Origin of the sequence: Amycolatopsis taiwanensis DSM 45107, from assembly GCF_000519205.1 — a bacterium.
GTDB lineage: Bacteria > Actinomycetota > Actinomycetes > Mycobacteriales > Pseudonocardiaceae > Amycolatopsis_E > Amycolatopsis_E taiwanensis.
The window spans coordinates 19,807-37,337 of record NZ_JAFB01000040.1 but is presented as its reverse complement, the minus strand read 5'-3'; the positions used below and the strand labels follow the sequence as shown (position 1 = coordinate 37,337).

Annotated in this window: 15 protein-coding genes and 1 riboswitch; of the genes, 3 read left to right on the top strand and 12 right to left on the bottom strand. The window is 67.1% G+C overall.

Annotated features, from left to right (window positions below):
• Positions 1-236: 236 nt before the first annotated feature.
• On the bottom strand, positions 237-551 hold the full coding sequence (locus A3CU_RS0128385; RefSeq protein WP_027945142.1) for a DMT family transporter: 315 nt from the start codon (positions 549-551) through the stop codon (positions 237-239).
• A 30-nt stretch (positions 552-581) separates the two neighbouring features.
• Positions 582-645, bottom strand: a riboswitch (guanidine-III (ykkC-III) riboswitch).
• Between the two features lie 110 nt (positions 646-755).
• Here A3CU_RS0128385 and A3CU_RS0128380 point away from each other — a divergent pair.
• Positions 756-2,213 (top strand): catalase, encoded by a 1,458-nt coding sequence (locus tag A3CU_RS0128380; protein WP_027945141.1) that lies wholly within the window; start codon positions 756-758, stop codon positions 2,211-2,213.
• A gap of 199 nt (positions 2,214-2,412) precedes the next feature.
• On the opposite strand, the gene A3CU_RS0128375 is transcribed toward A3CU_RS0128380, so the two are convergent.
• Together A3CU_RS0128375 and A3CU_RS0128370 are read right to left on the bottom strand one after the other, a co-directional pair.
• Complete coding sequence (locus A3CU_RS0128375) at positions 2,413-3,687, bottom strand: aminotransferase family protein (RefSeq protein ID WP_027945140.1); 1,275 nt, start codon at positions 3,685-3,687, stop codon at positions 2,413-2,415.
• 23 nt (positions 3,688-3,710) lie between these two features.
• A complete protein-coding gene (locus A3CU_RS0128370; protein ID WP_052372318.1) occupies positions 3,711-5,021 on the bottom strand; it encodes an amino acid permease in 1,311 nt (436 codons plus the stop codon).
• A 363-nt stretch (positions 5,022-5,384) separates the two neighbouring features.
• Here A3CU_RS0128370 and A3CU_RS47050 point away from each other — a divergent pair, with 363 nt between their 5' ends.
• Complete coding sequence (locus tag A3CU_RS47050) at positions 5,385-6,065, top strand: GntR family transcriptional regulator (RefSeq protein ID WP_052372313.1); 681 nt, start codon at positions 5,385-5,387, stop codon at positions 6,063-6,065.
• Positions 6,066-6,074: 9 nt separating this feature from the next.
• On the opposite strand, the gene A3CU_RS0128360 is transcribed toward A3CU_RS47050, so the two are convergent.
• From A3CU_RS0128360 to A3CU_RS0128345, 4 genes are all read right to left on the bottom strand, one after another.
• Positions 6,075-7,637, bottom strand: coding sequence for an ABC transporter substrate-binding protein (locus tag A3CU_RS0128360; RefSeq protein ID WP_027945138.1), 1,563 nt, complete (start codon positions 7,635-7,637; stop codon positions 6,075-6,077).
• 9 nt (positions 7,638-7,646) lie between these two features.
• On the bottom strand, positions 7,647-9,596 hold the full coding sequence (locus A3CU_RS0128355) for a P-loop NTPase family protein (protein ID WP_156960595.1): 1,950 nt from the start codon (positions 9,594-9,596) through the stop codon (positions 7,647-7,649).
• Between the two features lie 233 nt (positions 9,597-9,829).
• Positions 9,830-10,348 (bottom strand): hypothetical protein, encoded by a 519-nt coding sequence (locus A3CU_RS47045; RefSeq protein WP_156960594.1) that lies wholly within the window; start codon positions 10,346-10,348, stop codon positions 9,830-9,832.
• A gap of 159 nt (positions 10,349-10,507) precedes the next feature.
• Positions 10,508-11,500: a WD40/YVTN/BNR-like repeat-containing protein gene (locus tag A3CU_RS0128345; protein ID WP_156960593.1), complete on the bottom strand. Its 993-nt coding sequence runs from the start codon at positions 11,498-11,500 to the stop codon at positions 10,508-10,510.
• 262 nt (positions 11,501-11,762) lie between these two features.
• On the opposite strand from A3CU_RS0128345, the gene A3CU_RS0128340 reads away from it, so the two are divergent.
• A complete protein-coding gene (locus tag A3CU_RS0128340; RefSeq protein WP_211246533.1) occupies positions 11,763-12,770 on the top strand; it encodes a helix-turn-helix domain-containing protein in 1,008 nt (335 codons plus the stop codon).
• A 40-nt stretch (positions 12,771-12,810) separates the two neighbouring features.
• Here the strand turns inward: A3CU_RS0128340 and A3CU_RS0128335 are convergent, their stop codons facing one another.
• The 5 genes from A3CU_RS0128335 to A3CU_RS50090 all read right to left on the bottom strand — a co-directional run bounded on the left by A3CU_RS0128335 (position 12,811) and on the right by A3CU_RS50090 (position 17,509).
• Complete coding sequence (locus A3CU_RS0128335) at positions 12,811-13,662, bottom strand: AraC family transcriptional regulator (protein WP_027945134.1); 852 nt, start codon at positions 13,660-13,662, stop codon at positions 12,811-12,813.
• 103 nt (positions 13,663-13,765) lie between these two features.
• Entirely contained in the window at positions 13,766-14,362 is a 597-nt protein-coding gene (locus A3CU_RS47040; protein ID WP_043842835.1) for a TIGR03086 family metal-binding protein, read from the bottom strand.
• A gap of 528 nt (positions 14,363-14,890) precedes the next feature.
• Complete coding sequence (gene infA, locus A3CU_RS0128325) at positions 14,891-15,112, bottom strand: translation initiation factor IF-1 (protein ID WP_027945133.1); 222 nt, start codon at positions 15,110-15,112, stop codon at positions 14,891-14,893.
• Positions 15,102-15,893: a GNAT family N-acetyltransferase gene (locus A3CU_RS0128320; RefSeq protein WP_027945132.1), complete on the bottom strand. Its 792-nt coding sequence runs from the start codon at positions 15,891-15,893 to the stop codon at positions 15,102-15,104. The genes infA and A3CU_RS0128320 overlap by 11 nt, the downstream gene beginning before the upstream one ends.
• Before the next feature lie 251 nt (positions 15,894-16,144).
• The gene (locus A3CU_RS50090) at positions 16,145-17,509 is read right to left on the bottom strand and encodes a hypothetical protein (protein WP_156960592.1); all 1,365 of its coding nucleotides are present in this window, start codon (positions 17,507-17,509) and stop codon (positions 16,145-16,147) included.
• Between the last annotated feature and the right edge of the window lie 22 nt (positions 17,510-17,531).

Below are 17,531 nucleotides of genomic sequence, written 5' to 3'. Positions count from 1 at the left end.
CACCATCGTGACCCGGAGATCGCGGCGATCCACCAGCGTGCCGATCCGGCCGGCTCCCCGCACTCAGCTGATGATCAAGGCTACCTTCCGAATCCGCGCGAACCCGGGAACTCAGTGCCTTGAACCGGGAACTCAGCGGCCTGAACTGGGGACACGCCCGCCTGGAGCGGGAACTCGGCGGCCTGAACCGGGAACTCGGCTGCCTGGAGCGGGGACACAGGCGCCTGCGGTAGGCGTTAGCGGAGCAGCTTTAGGCCGATGACGCCGGCGACGATCAGCACCAGGCACGTGATCCGGCCGGCGGAGGCGGGCTCGCCCATCGCCACCATGCCGTACACGGCCGTGCAGCTGGCGCCGATGCCGACCCAGACCGCGTAGGCGGTACCGACCGGCAAAGTCCGCAACGCGAAGCCGAGTCCCACCATGCTGATCGCGAGAGCGACGCCGAACACGACACTCGGCACCAACCGTGAAAGCCCGCGCGACGCGCTGAGCGCGGCAGCCCACACCGTCTCGAAAAAACCTGACAGGACAAGCACAAGCCACGCCATGACGACCCTCCGCAGTAATGCGTCAACATTGCTGCGCCGTCTTGCATGACCGGGTACGACGCGCTCGTCCGGGACCGTGGAGAACACGACCGAGACCCAACGTAGCACGCACAGCACTCGCCCATCACAGCTCTGGCCCGTGCGCCTCGTGTTGGCCGCACCGCCGCTGGGTACACCCGCAGGAACGAGAAGGGAGAAACCTGCATGACCACCTCAAAACCGAAGCCGACGACGACCGATGCCGGCATTCCGGTTGCCAGCCAGGAGCACTCGCTCACCGTGGGTCCCGACGGCCCGATTCTGTTGCATGATCACTATCTGATCGAGCAGATGGCCAATTTCAACCGGGAGCGGATTCCGGAGCGGCAGCCGCATGCCAAGGGGTCGGGTGCGTTCGGGTACTTCGAGGTGACCAACGACGTCAGTGCCTACACCAAGGCGGCGGTGTTCCAGCCGGGCACCAGGACGGGCACGCTGATCCGGTTTTCCACCGTGGCCGGAGAACGGGGCAGCCCGGACACCTGGCGCGATCCGCGCGGGTTCGCGTTGAAGTTCTACACCTCCGAGGGCAACTTCGACATGGTCGGGAACAACACTCCCGTGTTCTTCGTGCGCGATCCGCTGAAGTTCCAGCATTTCATTCGTTCGCAGAAGCGCCGGGCGGACAACGGTTTGCGCGACCATGACATGCAGTGGGACTTTTGGACGCTGTCCCCGGAGTCGGCGCACCAGGTGACCTGGTTGATGGGCGACCGGGGCATCCCGCGCACCTGGCGGCACATGAACGGCTACAGCAGCCACGCCTACAGCTGGGTCAACGCCGCCGGGGAGATCTTCTGGGTCAAGTACCACTTCGTCACCGACCAGGGCATCGAGTTCTTCACCCAGGCCGAAGCCGACGAGATGGCCGGCAAGGACACCGACTACCACCGGCGTGACCTGTTCGAGGCGATCCAGCGCGGGGAGTACCCGAGCTGGACGCTGAAGGTGCAGATCATGCCGTTCGAGGAGGCCAAGACCTACCGGTTCAACCCGTTCGATCTGACCAAGGTGTGGCCGCACGGTGACTATCCGCTGCACGAAGTGGGCAGGCTGACGCTGAACCGCAACCCCACCGATCACCACACCCAGATCGAGCAGGCCGCGTTCGAACCCAACAACCAGGTGCCCGGTACCGGCCTGTCACCGGACAAGATGCTGCTGGCCCGGGACTTCTCCTATGCCGATGCGCACCGCGCCCGGCTCGGGGTCAACTACAAGCAGATCCCGGTGAACGAGTCCAAGGTCGAGGTCAACAGCTACAGCAAGGACGGCGTGATGCGGGTCCACAACGTGTCCGACCCGGTGTACGCGCCCAACTCCTATGGCGGCCCGCAGGCAGATCCCAGCCGCACCGCCGAACCGCTGTGGCACCTCGACGGCGACATGGTCCGCACCGCCTACACACTACGAAGCGACGATGACGACTGGGGCCAGCCCGGCACGCTGGTCCGCAAGGTCCTGGACGACGCCGCGCGGGACCGGTTGGTCAGCAACATCGTCGGGCACCTGCTCAACCGGGTGACCGAACCGGTTCTGTTGCGTGCCTTCGAATACTGGCGCAACGTAGACAAGGACCTGGGCGACCGGGTCGAGCAAGGCGTCCGCGCCGCACAGCGCTGAGCCATCACCAGTGAACGACCCCGATGGCAACAACATCGAGGCCGTTCACAAGGAGATCTCCGCACCTGCCGCTCCTGACCTCTTCCGCGAGTGGCGCTGCCGTGGCCATCGAGTTCGCATGAGTGACCCGTTACTGCCGATTTCCGACAGTAACGGGTCACTCATCAAAGCTTGGCGTTGACAGACAGCGTCGTATCGGTTATCGGCGCTCGTGGTCGGCGATGACGCTGTCGAGGGCGGCCACCATTGCCCGGATTTCGTCGTCCGTGGCGATGAACGGCGGGCTGAACTGAACGGTGTTGCCGCGTAGCGGGCGGGCAATGAAGCCGTGTTCGATGAGTTCGTCGGTAACGGCCTCGGCGCTGATTTGCCCGGCAAGCGTGACCCCGCCGAGCAGGCCGGCCACCCGAGTCGCGTCAACGCCTTCTCGGCTCTCCAGGCCGGCCAACTCGTGGGCGAGCAACTGCTCCAGTTCTTCGACGCGGGGCAACAGCTTGTCGGTCTCGAGAATGTCGAGGTTGCGGAGCGCGACCGCGGAGGAGGTCGCGTGGCCGGCGTATGTCGTGCCGTGGCGGAATGACGGGGTGTCCGGGGAGTTCCGGTAAAACGGCTGCCAGAGCCGGGGGGACACGAGTACGCCGCCCAACGGCGCGTAGCCGGACGTGACGCCCTTGGCGAAGACGATCAGGTCGGGCTCGAGGTGGTATCGCTGCGTGGCGAACATGTGACCGGTGCGCCCGAAACCGGTGATCACCTCGTCGGCCACCAAGAGAATGTCGTTCTCGCGGCAGATGCGTTGCAGGCCTTCCAGATAACCCGGCGCGGGCGTGATGACTCCGCCCGTTCCCTGGATGGGCTCGGCCACCAGCGCGGCGATGTTCTCCGCGCCGATCTCGTGGACGGTCGACTCGACCTTTTCGATGTCGTCGGTGGAGACACGCGCGGTCTCGGGGACGAGCGAGTCCGTGCCGTAGCCGACGCGATTGATCTCGAGTCCGGCGATGCTGGTGCCGTAGGCATGCAAGCCGTGGTAGGCGAACTCGCGGCTGAGAATCATCGTCTTACTTGCCCGGCCCTCGAGTTGCCAATGGCGTCGGGCCAGTTTGCACGCCACGTCGATCGCGTCGCTTCCGCCGCTGTTGAGAATGACCTTGGCGTCCGCGATCGGGGACAGACCGACCAGCCGTTCACCCAGTTCGACGGCTCGGTCGTTCAGAAACCGCCCGAAGATGTGGTAGGTCTCCAAGCGCCGCATCTGTTCGTAGGCCGCCTCGGCGAGTTCGGCGCGGCCGTGGCCGATGTTCGCGTACCACAGGCCGGCCGTGCCGTCGAACAGGCGCCGGCCGTCGGAGGTGAAGACGTAGCTCCCTTCGCCTCGGTCGATGACGAGTTGACGTCCGAGGACCGAAGGGAAGTGTGCCTGCGCGCTCCACAAGGCCGGTCCGGTGAGAACCTCGGTTCTCTTGACGGACATGGAATTCTCCAATCTCCCAAGGGTTATTTGGCTGCCGTGGCGCGCGTCCTGCGACGGACGATGAGGTAGGTGAGGAGGATGACGACCGCGCTGAGAACGCTCAGGTACAGCTGCGATCGTGCGTCCTCGACCAGGAGCATCGAGCCCACGACCAGGATGATGGCCACGAGGACGATCCAGCTCAGGTAGGGATAGCCCCACATGCGGATCTTGAGGCGTTCCGGAGCTTCACGTTCGAGCCGGCGTCGCATGCGCAGCTGCGAGCCGGCGATGATTGCGTAGACGAAGAGTCCCACCGCACCCGCGGAGTTGATGATGAAATCGAAGATGCCGTCGGGCGCCACATAGCTCATGATCACGGCGACGTAGCCGACGACCGTGGAGGCGAGGATGGCCTTCCAGGGTGCTCCTCGCCGGTTCCGGTCCGCGATCCACTTCGGGGCCCAACGGTGCCGCTGTAGCGCGAAGAGCATGCGCGATGCCGTGTACAGGCCGGAGTTCAGGACCGACAGGACGGTGGTGAGCACGACGACGCTGATGATCGTGGTGGCCGTCGGGATGCCCATCTTGGTGAAGGCGGCCGCATACGGGCTGGTCTGGGTCGGGATGTCGACCCAGGGCGTGATCATGACCAGGAGGGTCACCGACCCGACATAGAAAATGATCACGCGCCACACGGTGGACGAGGTCGCCTTCACGATCGATTTCACCGGGTCGGCCGACTCCGCGGCCGCGATCGTCACGATCTCCGTGCCCACATAAGCGAAAACCACCAGCACGACGCCGTGCAGGATCGCGGAGACCCCGTTCGGCGCGAACCCGTAGTGCACCACGTTGCCGATCGAGAGCGTCCCGTGCGGCCACAGGCCGAGCACGAAGAGGGCGCCCGCGGCCAGGAAGACCACGATCGTCACGATCTTGATGGAGGCCAGCCAGAACTCGGTTTCGCCGAACGACCGGGTCGAGACCATGTTCGACGCGGTCAGCAGGAGCATCAGGATCAGCGAGAAGATCCACTGCGGGACACCGGGGATCCACATGATCAGCAGCTTGGCCCCGGCGACGGCCTCGAACGCGACGACGCCCACCCAGAAATACCAATACAGCCAGCCGATCGCGTAGCCGGCCCAGCCGCCGAGCGACTCGGTGGCGTACTCCATGAACGAGCCCAAGGTCGGCGAGGCGGTGGCCATCTCACCGAGCATCCGCATCACCAGGATGACCAGGACGCCGCCGAGCGCATAGGAGAGGATCGCGGCCGGACCGACCGTGTGGATGACCGATCCGCTGCCGACGAACAGGCTTGCGCCGATGATGCCACCGAGGGCGATCATCCGAACGTGGCGCTGCCGCAAGCCTGGCCGTAGTTGTGGTTGTTCCACCTCTACGCGAGCATCTGCCGGGTTGTGCACCGTTCTCCGTCCTTCCTGCGGCATCTTTGCCGCTGGTCGCACGAGGGCTGGCGCGGACTGTAGTACAGTTCTGCAGTTGGACGCTAGCCCGCATGAGCGGGATGCGCTCAAAGTCCGTTTTCCCAACCGAGGCAACCACGGGCGCGCGCCGGAGGCTTCGGATTTGGGGAGGTAGGCCGCCGACCTAGGGAGGTAAGGACCGCGCGGGAGCCACGGCCTGGCTACCCGAATCCGATCGCGCGCACTTTGAAGCGACACTGACTAGACCGTGAAGGCGGACCGCGTATGTCGGCGCTCGAGGGATTGGTGGTGCGCCGGACGACCACTGCGCAGCAGGTCGCGGACGGTCTGTCCGAGCGGATCCTCGCCGGTGTGTTCAAACCAGGTGAACGGCTGCGTGAGGCGGCGATCGCGACCGAACTGGGCATAGCGCGCAATACCGTCCGCGAGGCGGTGCGCATGTTGGAGTTCGGCGGGCTGGTCCGGTGCGAGGTCAACCGCGGCGCCGTCGTCATTTCCCCGACTCCGTCCACGGTGGACGAGTTGTACACCGCACGCGAACGTCTCGAGACGGCCGCGCTCGCACGGCCCTTGACAAGCGAGGGTCTGGCCACCATCGAGGCCGCGTTCGACAACCTGGTCCAGGTGGCGGCATCGCATGACCAGAGGCGCATTGTCGAGGCCGATCTCGCGTTGCACACCGCGATGGTGTCCACGCTCGGAAGCGAGCGAATCAGCAGGTTTCATGCGGAGTTGACCCGGGAACTCCGCTTCTACCTGATGGCGCTCTCCTCCTACGAACGAGAATTCGAGCACCCGGATCAGGTGGTGGCCGAGCACGAGCCGATCATGGCGGCGATCCGCGCCGGGGACCACGATCGGGCAGTGCGGGAAGCCAGCCATCACATCGCCATGAACGCCGAACGCGTGCAGCGCATCCTTGCCTCCGGCAGCGTGCCGGGGTAGCGCCGATGACTATTTCGTGTGGTAGACCTCGGCGGTCTGGACCGCTGCGGTGGACGGCACCTCGATCACCGGGATCGGCTTGTTACTGGGATTTCCGCTGTTCTCCGCGCGGAAGCTGAAACTCAGCTGACCGGCTGCCCCGGGCACCTCGTCCAGGCTGTTCAGGTTGAGCATCTGGTTGAGCACGTCGCTGTTGCTCGGCACGGCGTGATCAGGACGTGCGCGGCTGGACAGTCGTGCGGCCTTCGCCGCGATGAGCAGCGCGTCGTGCGTGGAGATCGCGGCGCCTTCGTCGAGGTGCTTCTGGTCGAACCCGAGTTGGCGGAACTGGTCGAAGAACTCCTTGAAGAACGGCGGGGTCCCCGCGGCGCCGTTCTCCCAGCCCTGGGCATCGGTTTCGGTGGCGAACACGATGCTGAGGTTCTTCTCCCGCAACTGCGCCTCCTTCGACCGGAGTTCCAGTCCCCCGAAATCGGCCCCGGACGCGACCACGGTCAGCGGGGTGTCCGGGCAGACCCGGGTGCGCAGTGACTCCAGGAAACTGGGGAAATCGACGACCCGGCCGGCGAAGAGCACGACCTTGGGCCGGACCGCGCAGATGTTCGCGGTGATATTGGTGAACAGGTCCGGTGGGGCCGGGGTCGGGCCGGATATTCCCACGTAGTTCTGCGCGGGAAATTTGATCAGGCTCCCGAGTTCCGCGATGAAGTCGTCGCGCAGGGAGCGGGTGAACAGGTCCGCGCCGGAGGTGGTCCCCGGGTCGCGGTTGACGTCCGAATTGGCGTCGTAGACCATGATCGCCGAATCCAGGTCGGGGCGGTGGCTCAGGTAGGCGTTCAGGGCCGCGACGTAGTCCGAATTGGACGGCGACGCGCGGACGAAGCCCCGGATGGCCCCGTAGTTGAGCTGGTCGGCGGTGGCGATGGCGCTCACCATCGGAATGTCGTGCTGGGCCAGATGCTTGGCCGCCTGCTCGGTCTGCACGGTGGACAACCGCAGGCCGGTCACCGCCACCAGCGGATCCGGGTCGTTCACCATCCCTTCCAACTGCTCGACCACGGTCTGCCACTGCAGCTCGTGACTACCCCAGTTGGCCAGCATCAGCTTGACCAGCGGACGCTGATCTCCGGCGGCCCCGGTGTGGTTGATCCGGTACTGGGCCGTATACGCGCCCTCGAGTTCGTACTGGATCTGCTCGGCCGTCACGGCCGACGTCGGGTTGACCGTCAACGGGTCCAGCAGGGCGATCGTCACGGTGTGCCCGGATCCGGCCACCGCGGCGTTCTCCGCGGCGATCTTGTTCTCCACCTCGGTCAGGGAATTCTCGAACGAATAGCTGCCATCCGTGACCCCGACGCATTCACCGTCGATCTTCTGCAGGGACGCCGAGCCTCCGCAGTCATTGCGTGGCCAAAAATACCAAGCGGCCGACCCGGCGACGATCACGATCACCGAGACCAGTGCGACCGCGCGAAGGTGCCGGCGCAGCCAGCCCCTGACCCGGCGCCAGAAGCCCGGTGGCCTTGGCGGGACGAAGGGATCCGCGTCGTGGAACACGTGATCGTCTGGCACTGGCCCTCCTCAGCTCCAGAGCTCGGCTTGCCTGCGGTGGTAGTCGGCCTCGTTCAGCAGCGGCTCCGGGTCGCCCTGTGCGAGCCCGGCGACGAAGTCGTAGTCGGCCGCGATCCGCCGGTGCAGGGCGCGCCGCCGGTTGGAGATGAAGGGATCGAAGACGATCCATCGCGCGACGACCAGCCGGTGCAGCCGCGAGGACGGATTGTCGATCGCGGCGGCCAACTGGTCCATCGGCGGAACCTCGGAGTCCGCGGACGGCACCGGACGGCGGGGCATCGAGGTCACCGAGCGCAGCAGCCGCACCCAACCCACCGGGTCGTCAGCGGTCAACCGCTGCCGCAGGCCCTCGCAGGTGGTCGCGATGTCGCCGTTGGCGAGTGCGTAGTGCAGGACGCCTTCGTCGTCGGCATCCTCCTCGCATCGGGCCCGTAACCACTCGACGACCTTCGTCCAGTTCGCCGTTTCGTCGTCGGATCTCGCGGCGAGTTCCCGTAACAACAGCCGGCGCAGGACGTTCGGTCCGGCCCCGCCGGAAGCCGGCCACAGCACCGGTGCGATCTCCTGGTAGCTGTTGAGGCCGCCGACGAGCAGCTCCCCGCGCGCGGCCAGCAGGCTGGCGTGCTGCCTGGTACGCGCGGCTGCGCAGGTGACCAGGTCGCGGTAAGTGTCCACAGTGAACTCGCCGAGCAACTGTCGCCGCAGACTCTCTCCCAGCGGCGGACGATCCGCATCGTGGCCGGATTCCGGGCGATCGAGCAGCACCGCCAGCGTGCTCCCGAACTTCAGCGGACGTTTGCTCGTCGCCTCCACCAGCATCGCGGTCGACGCCGGGTGGCCACCCGTGAAGCTGTAGACCATCGACGTCAACTGATGGCCGGCGATCGGCTGAACGTGACCGTCGGTGTTCGGCGGGAGCGAGGACACCATGATGCCGGCCTCGCTCTCGCTCAGGTCGGCCAGCCGGTACCGGCACCACCAGTTGGGCTCGCCCTGCGGGTCATACCTCAGGCTGCGGTCGGTTTTCCGATTGGTGAACTCCACCAGTCCCCGGGGGCCGACCTCCGAGAGCAGCTCGCCCCGGCTGGTCGCGACGGTGGTCATCGGATCGCCGGGATCCATCCCGAGTACCACCCGGCTCTCGCGGGTGTACACCAGGCCGTTGAGGAACTCCTGGCCGAGCGGAGTGTCCGCGTCGTCGAGCAGCACGACGCAATTGAGCGTCATCTCGGCTGCGTGACCGGAATTTTGGAAGTTGTCACGAAGGTCGGTGAGAAACGCGTCCCAGAGGAGCTCGTTGATCTCGAAGGTACTGCCGTCCTTGACCCAGGCGTTGAGATCGACGAGCACGTCGAGGCCGTTGTTCTTCAGGCCGCGATCGCGATGGCCATACCAGTCGGGAGACAACGACTTCGCGTGACGGATCACGCGTGACAGCCCTTCCAGGCCAAGCCTGAGGAGGATTCGGAGGATGAACCCGCGCGAATCGTCCGGGGAGAGCGTTTGGGCGAGCGCACCGGCCGCGTCGAAGAGTATCGAGCGCATTGCCTCGAGATCGACCTGTTCGGCAAGCAATCGCCGCACGGCTTCACGAGCCTCCGGCCGGCTCTCCGGAAGCTTGGCGCGCATGACCTTGCGGCCGATCGTGAGCAGGGGAAACCGCAGCGAGCCATAACGATCACAGGTCTTCCCCAACTGAAACGCGATCGCGGACAACACCTCGGGCACCGAAGCCGCGCGATGTGACTCGAAGTTGACTCGTGCGTAGGGAACACGTTGGTCGAGACCGTGCGCCAGTGCGTCGAGCAGTGCCGTTTTGCCGTATCCCCGGGCTCCTTCGACCACGACGACCGGATGGCTCATGCTGCGCGTCGGGCCGCGGTGCAGTTCGCGCGCCATAAGCCGTCGTACGAGCTGAATTGCCCGCCGACGCCCGAGATTCTGGTCCCGCTCGTGCACAGTCCAGGTTTAGCGGATTGGTAACCGGGCTCGCCAGGTTTTGGCAAAGAAAGGTCAATCGAGTCGAGCGTTACCGGCGGCGGAAAATATCGATCATTGTGACATCTGTGCAGGTCAGAGTATCCAACCGGGGGTGCAAACAGGATGTCTGGCGCGGAGCGTTTTTTCTTGTTGAACAATGTGTCAATGTCGTGGAGGGGGTGCATGCACTCCCTCCACGACATGGGGCGCGGTTACCGTTCCTTGTCCACGCCGAAGTACAGCAACCCGGGTGCCCGGGGGTGGAACGCGATCGAGTCGATCCGGTGGTAGGAGTTGTGGGCCACCGAGACGTTTTGGCTGTGGGAGTCGTACTTGTAGATGTCGGTGCCGTAGCCCTGGTAATAGGTTCCGTAGATGAAGTAGACGGTGCCGGAGTCCTTCGGGTCCGCGGCCATCACCGGTCCGTTGGGGAGCGTGATCCTGTTGTCCTGTTCCGCGACCGAGGTGAAGTGCCGGCCACCGTCGGTCGACTTGTGGATGTGCCGGCCCTCGGACGGCCTACCGGCCTTCAGTTCCGCTTCGTTGCGTACCATTAGGTAGACGACGTTCGGGTCCGCCGGAGAGATCACGGCGCTGAACACATCGATATCGTCGCCCGCGCCCAGTCCGGCGACTCCGGTCCACGCGAGTCCGCCGTCGAAGGTGACCTGGGCGCCCATCGTCATGTTGCCCATGACGATGTGGTCCATATTGGACGGATCGAATGCCACGCTGTACGCGACAGGCGTAGGCCCGATAGCCGTCGGGACCTTGCTCTCGTTTCGCGAGAACGTCACCGACCCATCGCCGGTCACGGTTGAACACTGCGGCGGTCTCCAGCCGTATGCCTAGGAGGGGTGCGGGACACCCCTCCTAGGCATGGGGTGCGGTTACCGCTCTTCGGCCAGCCCGAGGTACATCAACCCGGGGACCTGGGGGTGGAACGCGATCGAGGTGACCCGGTCGTACGGGTTGTGGGCCACACTGACGTTCCGGCTGTTGGAGTTGTACTTGTAGATGTCGGTGCCGTAGCCCTGGTAATAGGTTCCGAACACGAAGTACACGGCGCCGGGGTCCCTCGGGTCGGCGGCCATCACCGGCCCGTTGGGGAGGGTGACCTTGCTGTCCTGGTCCACGACCGGGGTGAAGTTCCGGCCGCCATCGGTCGACTTGTAGATGTGGCGGCCCTGGGATGGCGCACCGGCGTTCGACTCCGCTTCGTTCAGGCCATTCACGTACACGACGTCCGACGCCGCCGGAGAGATCACGCCGCTGAACACGTTGACGTTATTGCCCGGACCCAGCCCGGCGGACTTGGTCCACGTGCGTCCGCCGTCGAAGGTGGCGTAGGCGCCGGTCCCCATCGTGCCCAGCACGACATGGTCCACATTGGACGGATCGAACGCGGCGGTGTACACGAGGGTCAACTCTCCCTGGGGCGGCCCGGGCACGCCGATGGGCGTCCAGGTGTGCCCGCCGTCGGTCGAGTCGTAAAGCCGCCCGAGGTCGTCGGCGACCCGTACGTGGTCGCTGTCGCGACGGTCGACGGCGAACCCGGCCAGGTCCACGCCTGGCGAGGTGAGCGGGGTGACGCCCGCTGGTGTGGCGAGCGACACGCCGCCATCGAGATCCCAGGCGTAGGCCCGATCGCCACCGGCCGGGACCAATGCCACGTGCCGGCCTTTGATCTCGCCCCGCGCCTTCCAGGTACAGCCGGCGTCAACCGAGCTCAGCAGCGTGTTGTTCTCCATGGCGAGGAGCGTGTTGGGTTGGTCGAGGACCGCCATCCCGGTGGTATAGGTGACGGGCTGCAGCCGCTGGCTGGTCGGCGTGAGCACCTTGCCCTGGTTCCGCGTGAACGTGACCGATCCATCGCCGGTCACGGTTGTGCATTGCGGCGGTCTCCAACTGTCAGCGGCCGTGCTTTCGGCAGCGATGGCGGGTGCGGCGGCTGACATGACGGCGATTGCGGTCGCGAATCCGACGGTGAGTGCCTTCTTCAATGCTGTCTCCTGGCAGGCCGTGCTTGCGGGATGGCAATATGTTCAGGTCTGTCCTACCGGAGGATTAATCGTTTAATCTAGGCCCAACACGTGGCAGATTTGTGTCATTGCAGGCATATGACAGCCGGGAGGGCGCACGACGGTGGATGGCAACGTGCTCTCCGAGGTCGGGGTCTCCGCCGATGACGAACGGGTTTACCGGGACCTGCTGCACCAGCCCCGGGCCACCCTGTCCGAACTCGCCGCGCACACCGGCCGTACGACCGTGTCGCTGCGCCGCACGTTCTCCCGGCTCGAGGAGCTTGGTCTGGTCAGCCGCCTGGCGGGCCGGCCGGTCCGGTTCCTGCCGACCCGGCCGGACGTCGCGGTGGCCGCCCTGATTTCGCGCCGGGAGGAGGCGCTGGCCAAGGCGCGGCTGGGCGCGCTCGCGCTGCTCGCCGAGGTGCCGTCGGCAGAGCACCGCGCTCCCGAGGAACTGGTCGAGCTCGTGCAGGGCCGAACCGCCGTGGCGCAGCGGTTCACCCAGTTGCAACAGGCCGCGACCGACGAGTTGCTGGTATTGGACCGGCCGCCCTATGCCCAGGACCCCGCCGAACAGAACACGGGCGAACTCGAGCGCCTCGAACGCGGTGTCCGAGTACGCGGAATCTACGCCGTCTCGGCCCTGGAGATCCCGGGCAAGCTGCGTCTCGCCCAGGAGGCGGTGGCCGCCGGCGAAGAGGCGCGGATCAGCCCGGACGTACCCATGAAGCTGGCCATCGTCGACCGGCAGAGCGCGATCCTGCCCCTGACCACCGAGGCGCCGGCCATCGCCGACAGCGCGGTCATCATCCACTCCTCGACTCTGCTCGACGCGCTGGTCGCCCTCTTCGAGATCCTGTGGCGGTCGGCCTTGCCGTTGCCGGCCAGGTCCGTCGAAGCCATCGCCGCCGACCCGGCGAACCCGCCGGATCCGGCGCTGTTCACGCTGCTCGCGGCCGGCCTCAAGGACGAGGCGGCCGCCCGCCAGCTCGGCGTGAGCCTGCGGACGGTGCACCGGCGGGTCAGCGAGCTGATGGACGAACTCGGCGCGCGTACCCGGTTCCAGGCCGGCCTGCTCGCCGCCCGGCGCGGCTGGGGGGCCGGGCCTTCCCCGCGCCCCGCGCCCTGAGCGCCCGTCGCGCGTCTTGGGGAAATGTTCTCCTTGTGTGTCAAGGCCTGGACAGGTGTTGGGCGGCGGCCCACGCGACGGGGTCGACCGCGAGCCACGGCGCGATCGCAACGGCCGTGGGCGTCACCCCGGCGAAGGCCATGACGTCCCGATGGAGGTGGGACTGGTCGGCATACCCGCTCTGCGCCGCCACCAGTGCCGCGCTTTGCCCCGCGGCGAGGCGGTGGACGGCGTGGTCGAAACGGATGAGCTGGGCGGCGCGCTTGGGGGTAAGGCCGGTTTGGGACCGGAACCGGGACCACAGTCGCTTGCGGCTCCAGCCGACCTCGGCGGACAGCCGCTCGATTCGGACCCTCCCCCGGTTTTTCATCATCTGATCCCAGACGAAGGCGACTTCCGCGTCCACCGTCCGTCCCGCGTCGTGTCGTCGAGCGAGCGCGTCCTCCGCGATCGCGAACCGGTCGTCCCACGACTCGGCCGCGCGCAGTTGCTCTTGGGTTCGCGCGGCGTCGTTCCCCCAAAGAGCATCGAGGGCGACCGTCGTCCCCTCCAATTCCGAAGAGGCGCCCAGCACCGCGTACGCGAGCACCGGCGACAGCCGCACCTGCAGGCACTCCACGTCGCCTTGGCCAACGGCTTGAGCGCTGTCGGGCGCGATGCCGAGGACGACAGCGCCTCGCTGCCGCTGACCGCTGGCGTCGTTGACGAGCAGCCCGTCGCCGAGGTCGATGAACAGCGTGACCGCGGGGTACGGGACCACCCGAAGTTCGACGAGGTCCTTGGCCCGGCCGCTGAACCCGGCCATGCTGACCCCGGTCAACCGGCCTGGCCGTGAGGGGACCGCGACGTCCACTACCTCCGCAGCGACACGAACCGACTCGGCGGATCGCATGTCGTCAGGCTACGCGCGATTTCATCCAAGATGCGGCGGCGCGGCCGGTTCGTACCGCCGACGTCATCATCGGCCCAGAGTTCGGAGTGGGTGGTGTTCAGCGTTATGCGTTGAGGCGGCGGCCAAGGAGGGCGACAAGCCGGTCGAGGGGCGCGGCGTCGTCGGGGGCTGGTTGCGGTGGTGCGAACGGGCTCCGGTCCGGTGGGACGTCGGTGAGCCTGCCGCGCGAGAACTCCAGTTCCCGCTCGACGATGTCGTCGGGGAACCGGGGTTGCTGACCGGTGGCCGTGGCGATGTCCCAGCCGTGAACGAGGCATTCGACGGCGCGCAGGTGCAGTGCGGCGATGCCGTGGACGGTTCCAGCCGGAACCTGGAAGAGCTGTCCCAGCACGCCTGGTTGCCTGAACGCGGCAAGCAGGTCCTCGGCGGCGCTTCGGTAGGCGGCCGCGGGGGCGTCGCCGAGCGCGTCGCTGGCCTTGGGGGCCAGGGAGCCGGGCGCGGGGGCCGCCTCGCCGCGCAGGATTCCGGTGAACAGGCGGCTCCCGATGACCAGATGGTTGACCACTTCACGAACAGTCCACTCTGGACAAGGCGTGGGCGCGCCCCACTGGTCGTGCCCGACGCCGGCGACCAGATCACCTACGGCGCCGAGGACGGCAGCGAGGTCGTCGACGGGCGCTGGGTTGGTTGTGCCGGTCATTACCGGTCCTCTCCGTAGGGTTGGCCACGAACTCGCGCGCTTCGCTGATGCCCATCTCCTTCGCGCACGTTGCCGTGGTTCGCTTGTTGAGACACCGCCTGAGCCCGCAACGGAACGGTCAGGCCGCAGATTCTACGAGTGGCGCTCCAGACCGGCTTGCCCGCCGCGCCGCGTCCCGGGTTATTTGGTGGTGGTGGTGAATTGTGCGGTGTGGACGGTGTTGTTGTGTTTGAAGTCGAGGAAGAGTCGGTAGGTGCCGGGTCCGGGTACGTGGGCGTGGAAGGTGATGTCGGGGCCGGGTTGGGTGGTGCCGTCGTGGGGTTGGCTGTTGTGGTGGATGTGGGCCGTTCGAGCCGCCCGAGCACGTGATCGGCCGTTCCCACGGTGGCTGGAGCACGAAGGTGCACCATCTCGCCGACGGGAACGGCCGACCGCTGACGGCCCTAATCGGACCCGGTCAGGCCGGGGCCGTGAAACTCTCCTCACGTCGACCGGGCATCCCGCTCCCGACGTCCTGGCCAACTGCCCCTAGGTCCGGTACCGGAACAGGATCCGGCCCCGGCTCAGGTCGTACGGGCTCAGCTCCACCAGGACCCGGTCATACGGCACGATCTTGATGAAGTTCTTCCTGATCTTGCCGCTGATGTGGGCGAGCACGTGGTGCCCGTTCGGCAGCTCGACCTTGAACCGGGCGTCGCGCAGGCACTCGACCACGGTTCCTTCCACTTCGATACCGCCCTTACCGGCCATGGCGCACCAGCTCCAGGGTGCTGTTCGCCCGCCAGGCGCCGAGGCTTTCGAACAACGCCGTCGCCGCTTCGTTGGCCTCGTTCACCTCGGCCGTCGCCGTCTCGATCCCCGCGTGGTGCAGGACGCCGAGCGTGTGGGTCAGCAGCGCACGGGCGATGCCGCGGCGCCGCCGGGCGGCGCGGACGGCGACCAGCCCGATCCGGGGCAGGCGCGTCACCTCGACCACCCGGACCAGGCCCGCGTACTCGCCGCCCTCGGCAGCCACGGCGTACTTCGACGGGTCCACGATGGTGTCGCCGGCCGGCCGCGGCAGCACCTCGGCCGGCATCTCCGCCCAGCCGACGGTCGCTTCGACCTCGGCGCGGACGATGCGGTCCAGCTCCCGCAGCGGGCCGTCTTCGGCGGCCCCGGCGGGCACGATCGTGACGCCCGGTGGCGAGAGCGCCGGCCCGGTGACGCGCGGATCGGTGGGCACGACGTACTCCCACTCGCGCCGCCGGATCGTCAAGCCGGCCTGTCGCCAGCCCGCCAGCAGTTCGTGGTCGGTTTCGTCGACCACCGTGTGGAGCGGTCCCGGCAGGGCCGCCAGCATCGCGTGGGCGAGCTGGTCGAAGACGGAGCGGTGCCAGGCGTCGACGCTGAGGAAGACCCGCCCGTCCGGCCGGGTGGTGGCCTCGCCGCGGCCGGCCAGCCGGCCGTCGTCCAGCGCGTGCCACAGTCCCGGTCCGACGTGGGTGATCTTCACCGTGGGTTCGCCCGCGGTGAAGCGCAGAGTGTTCATGGTGGTCACCTTTCGGGAGTGCCTGATCGAGGCGCTCCCGGCAACCCCTACGTCAGTCGCCCGACCGTGACGACGAGGGGAGCACCCACATCGAAACAGCGTTCATGGGTCTCACCTCCCGGTGTCGAGTCACGGCCCCCGGAACCATAGTGGTGCGGCGTGGTCCCGTCCACCGATTTTGTTCGCCGGCAGGCCCGTTCGCCGGTCACCTCGGTCACCCCGGTGCCCGAGGTGACCGCCCAACGCCCCCGCTACGCGTCTGACCAGGGAACATCCTGATCCAGGCTCCGCAACTTGGACGCGTGCCGGAGCGCGGCCAGCTCAGCCAGCATCCGGGCACGGATCTCGGCGTCGTGAGCCACGTTCGCCGCGCGCAGGGCACGGGCCAGACGGGCCTGGCGGAACAGGGTGCCCCGGCCGGCCAGCGCCAGGCGGGCGGCGCGGCGGGCGGCGCGATGGCGGGTACGGGTGATCGCGTCCCGCTCGTCATCGCCCAGCCCGAAGCGGGACAGCAACCGCTCACGGATCTCCCGGCCGATGCGCGCCCACGTGGTGGTGCGCGCGTGGCGGGACCGGATTTCGATACCGAGCGCCAGGTGCAGCATCACCAGGCCCAGCAATGGACCCAGGGCCACGCGCGCCAGCCCGGCCAGCGCCCCGGACAAGACCAGGGCCATGTATGCCGACAGCGCACACAGCACCCACGCGATGAACCGGGGAGCGCCGGGCCGGCCGTCGCGGCGGACGTTGGCCGACATGGCATAGCCACAGGCAATCAGGGCCAGCTCGATCACCGAGAACATGATCCCGCGCTCGCGGGGGTTGGTGATCCCGAGGACCTCGCCGAAGAACCGCCAACTCGTGTCCACGCTCACGGCCATGGACACCACGGCCACGAAGTAGAACCCCAGCGCGCCACGCGGACGCCTGGCCGGCGGACCGGACGCGTCCCGCGCAGGCTGAGCGGACACGTCCGGACGCCTTGCCTCAACGCGTTCAATGGTCTGCTGGACCAACTCGAACGCATTCGGTTGTTCGGTGTGGATGAATTCAGTGGGCTGCTGGACCGGGCCGGGCGTGTCTGGCTGTTTGGTGGGGACCCGTTCGGTGGGCTGCTGGACCGGGCCGGGCGCCTTTGGCTGCTGGACTGGGGTGTGTTCGGTCGTTCGCTGGACGGGGTTTGGCGCTTTCGGTTGTTCGACGGCGCTGCGTTCGGTCGTCTGCCGGCTGGTGCTGTTCGCGTGGCTGTCGCCGTTCCGATGGGCCTCCAGGTGGCCGTTGGTGTGCTGGCTCGCCTCGCCGTTGGTCTTGTGCGCGTCGGCGAGTTCGGCGAGTACGTCCGGAGTGAGTTTCGGGAGGTCGCCCGTCCTGGACAGGCCTTGCTCGCGCTTCCAGTTGTTCACCGCGGTCGAGACGTTCGGCCGCTCCTTCTTGGGATCCGTGACCACCCCGTAGCGGTGCAGCCACGCCAGCACGTCGGCGGTGCTCGGATTCGGGTCCGGCAGTTGGTCGCAGGCGTACCGGACCTTCTCTTTCTTGGTCTTGAGCTGCGTCAACGCGGCCACATGCACCGGCTCCGGCGCGTCCTGCGCGCGATCCACCACTGCGCGAGTCACCTCCGTGCCTCCTCTTCCAGCA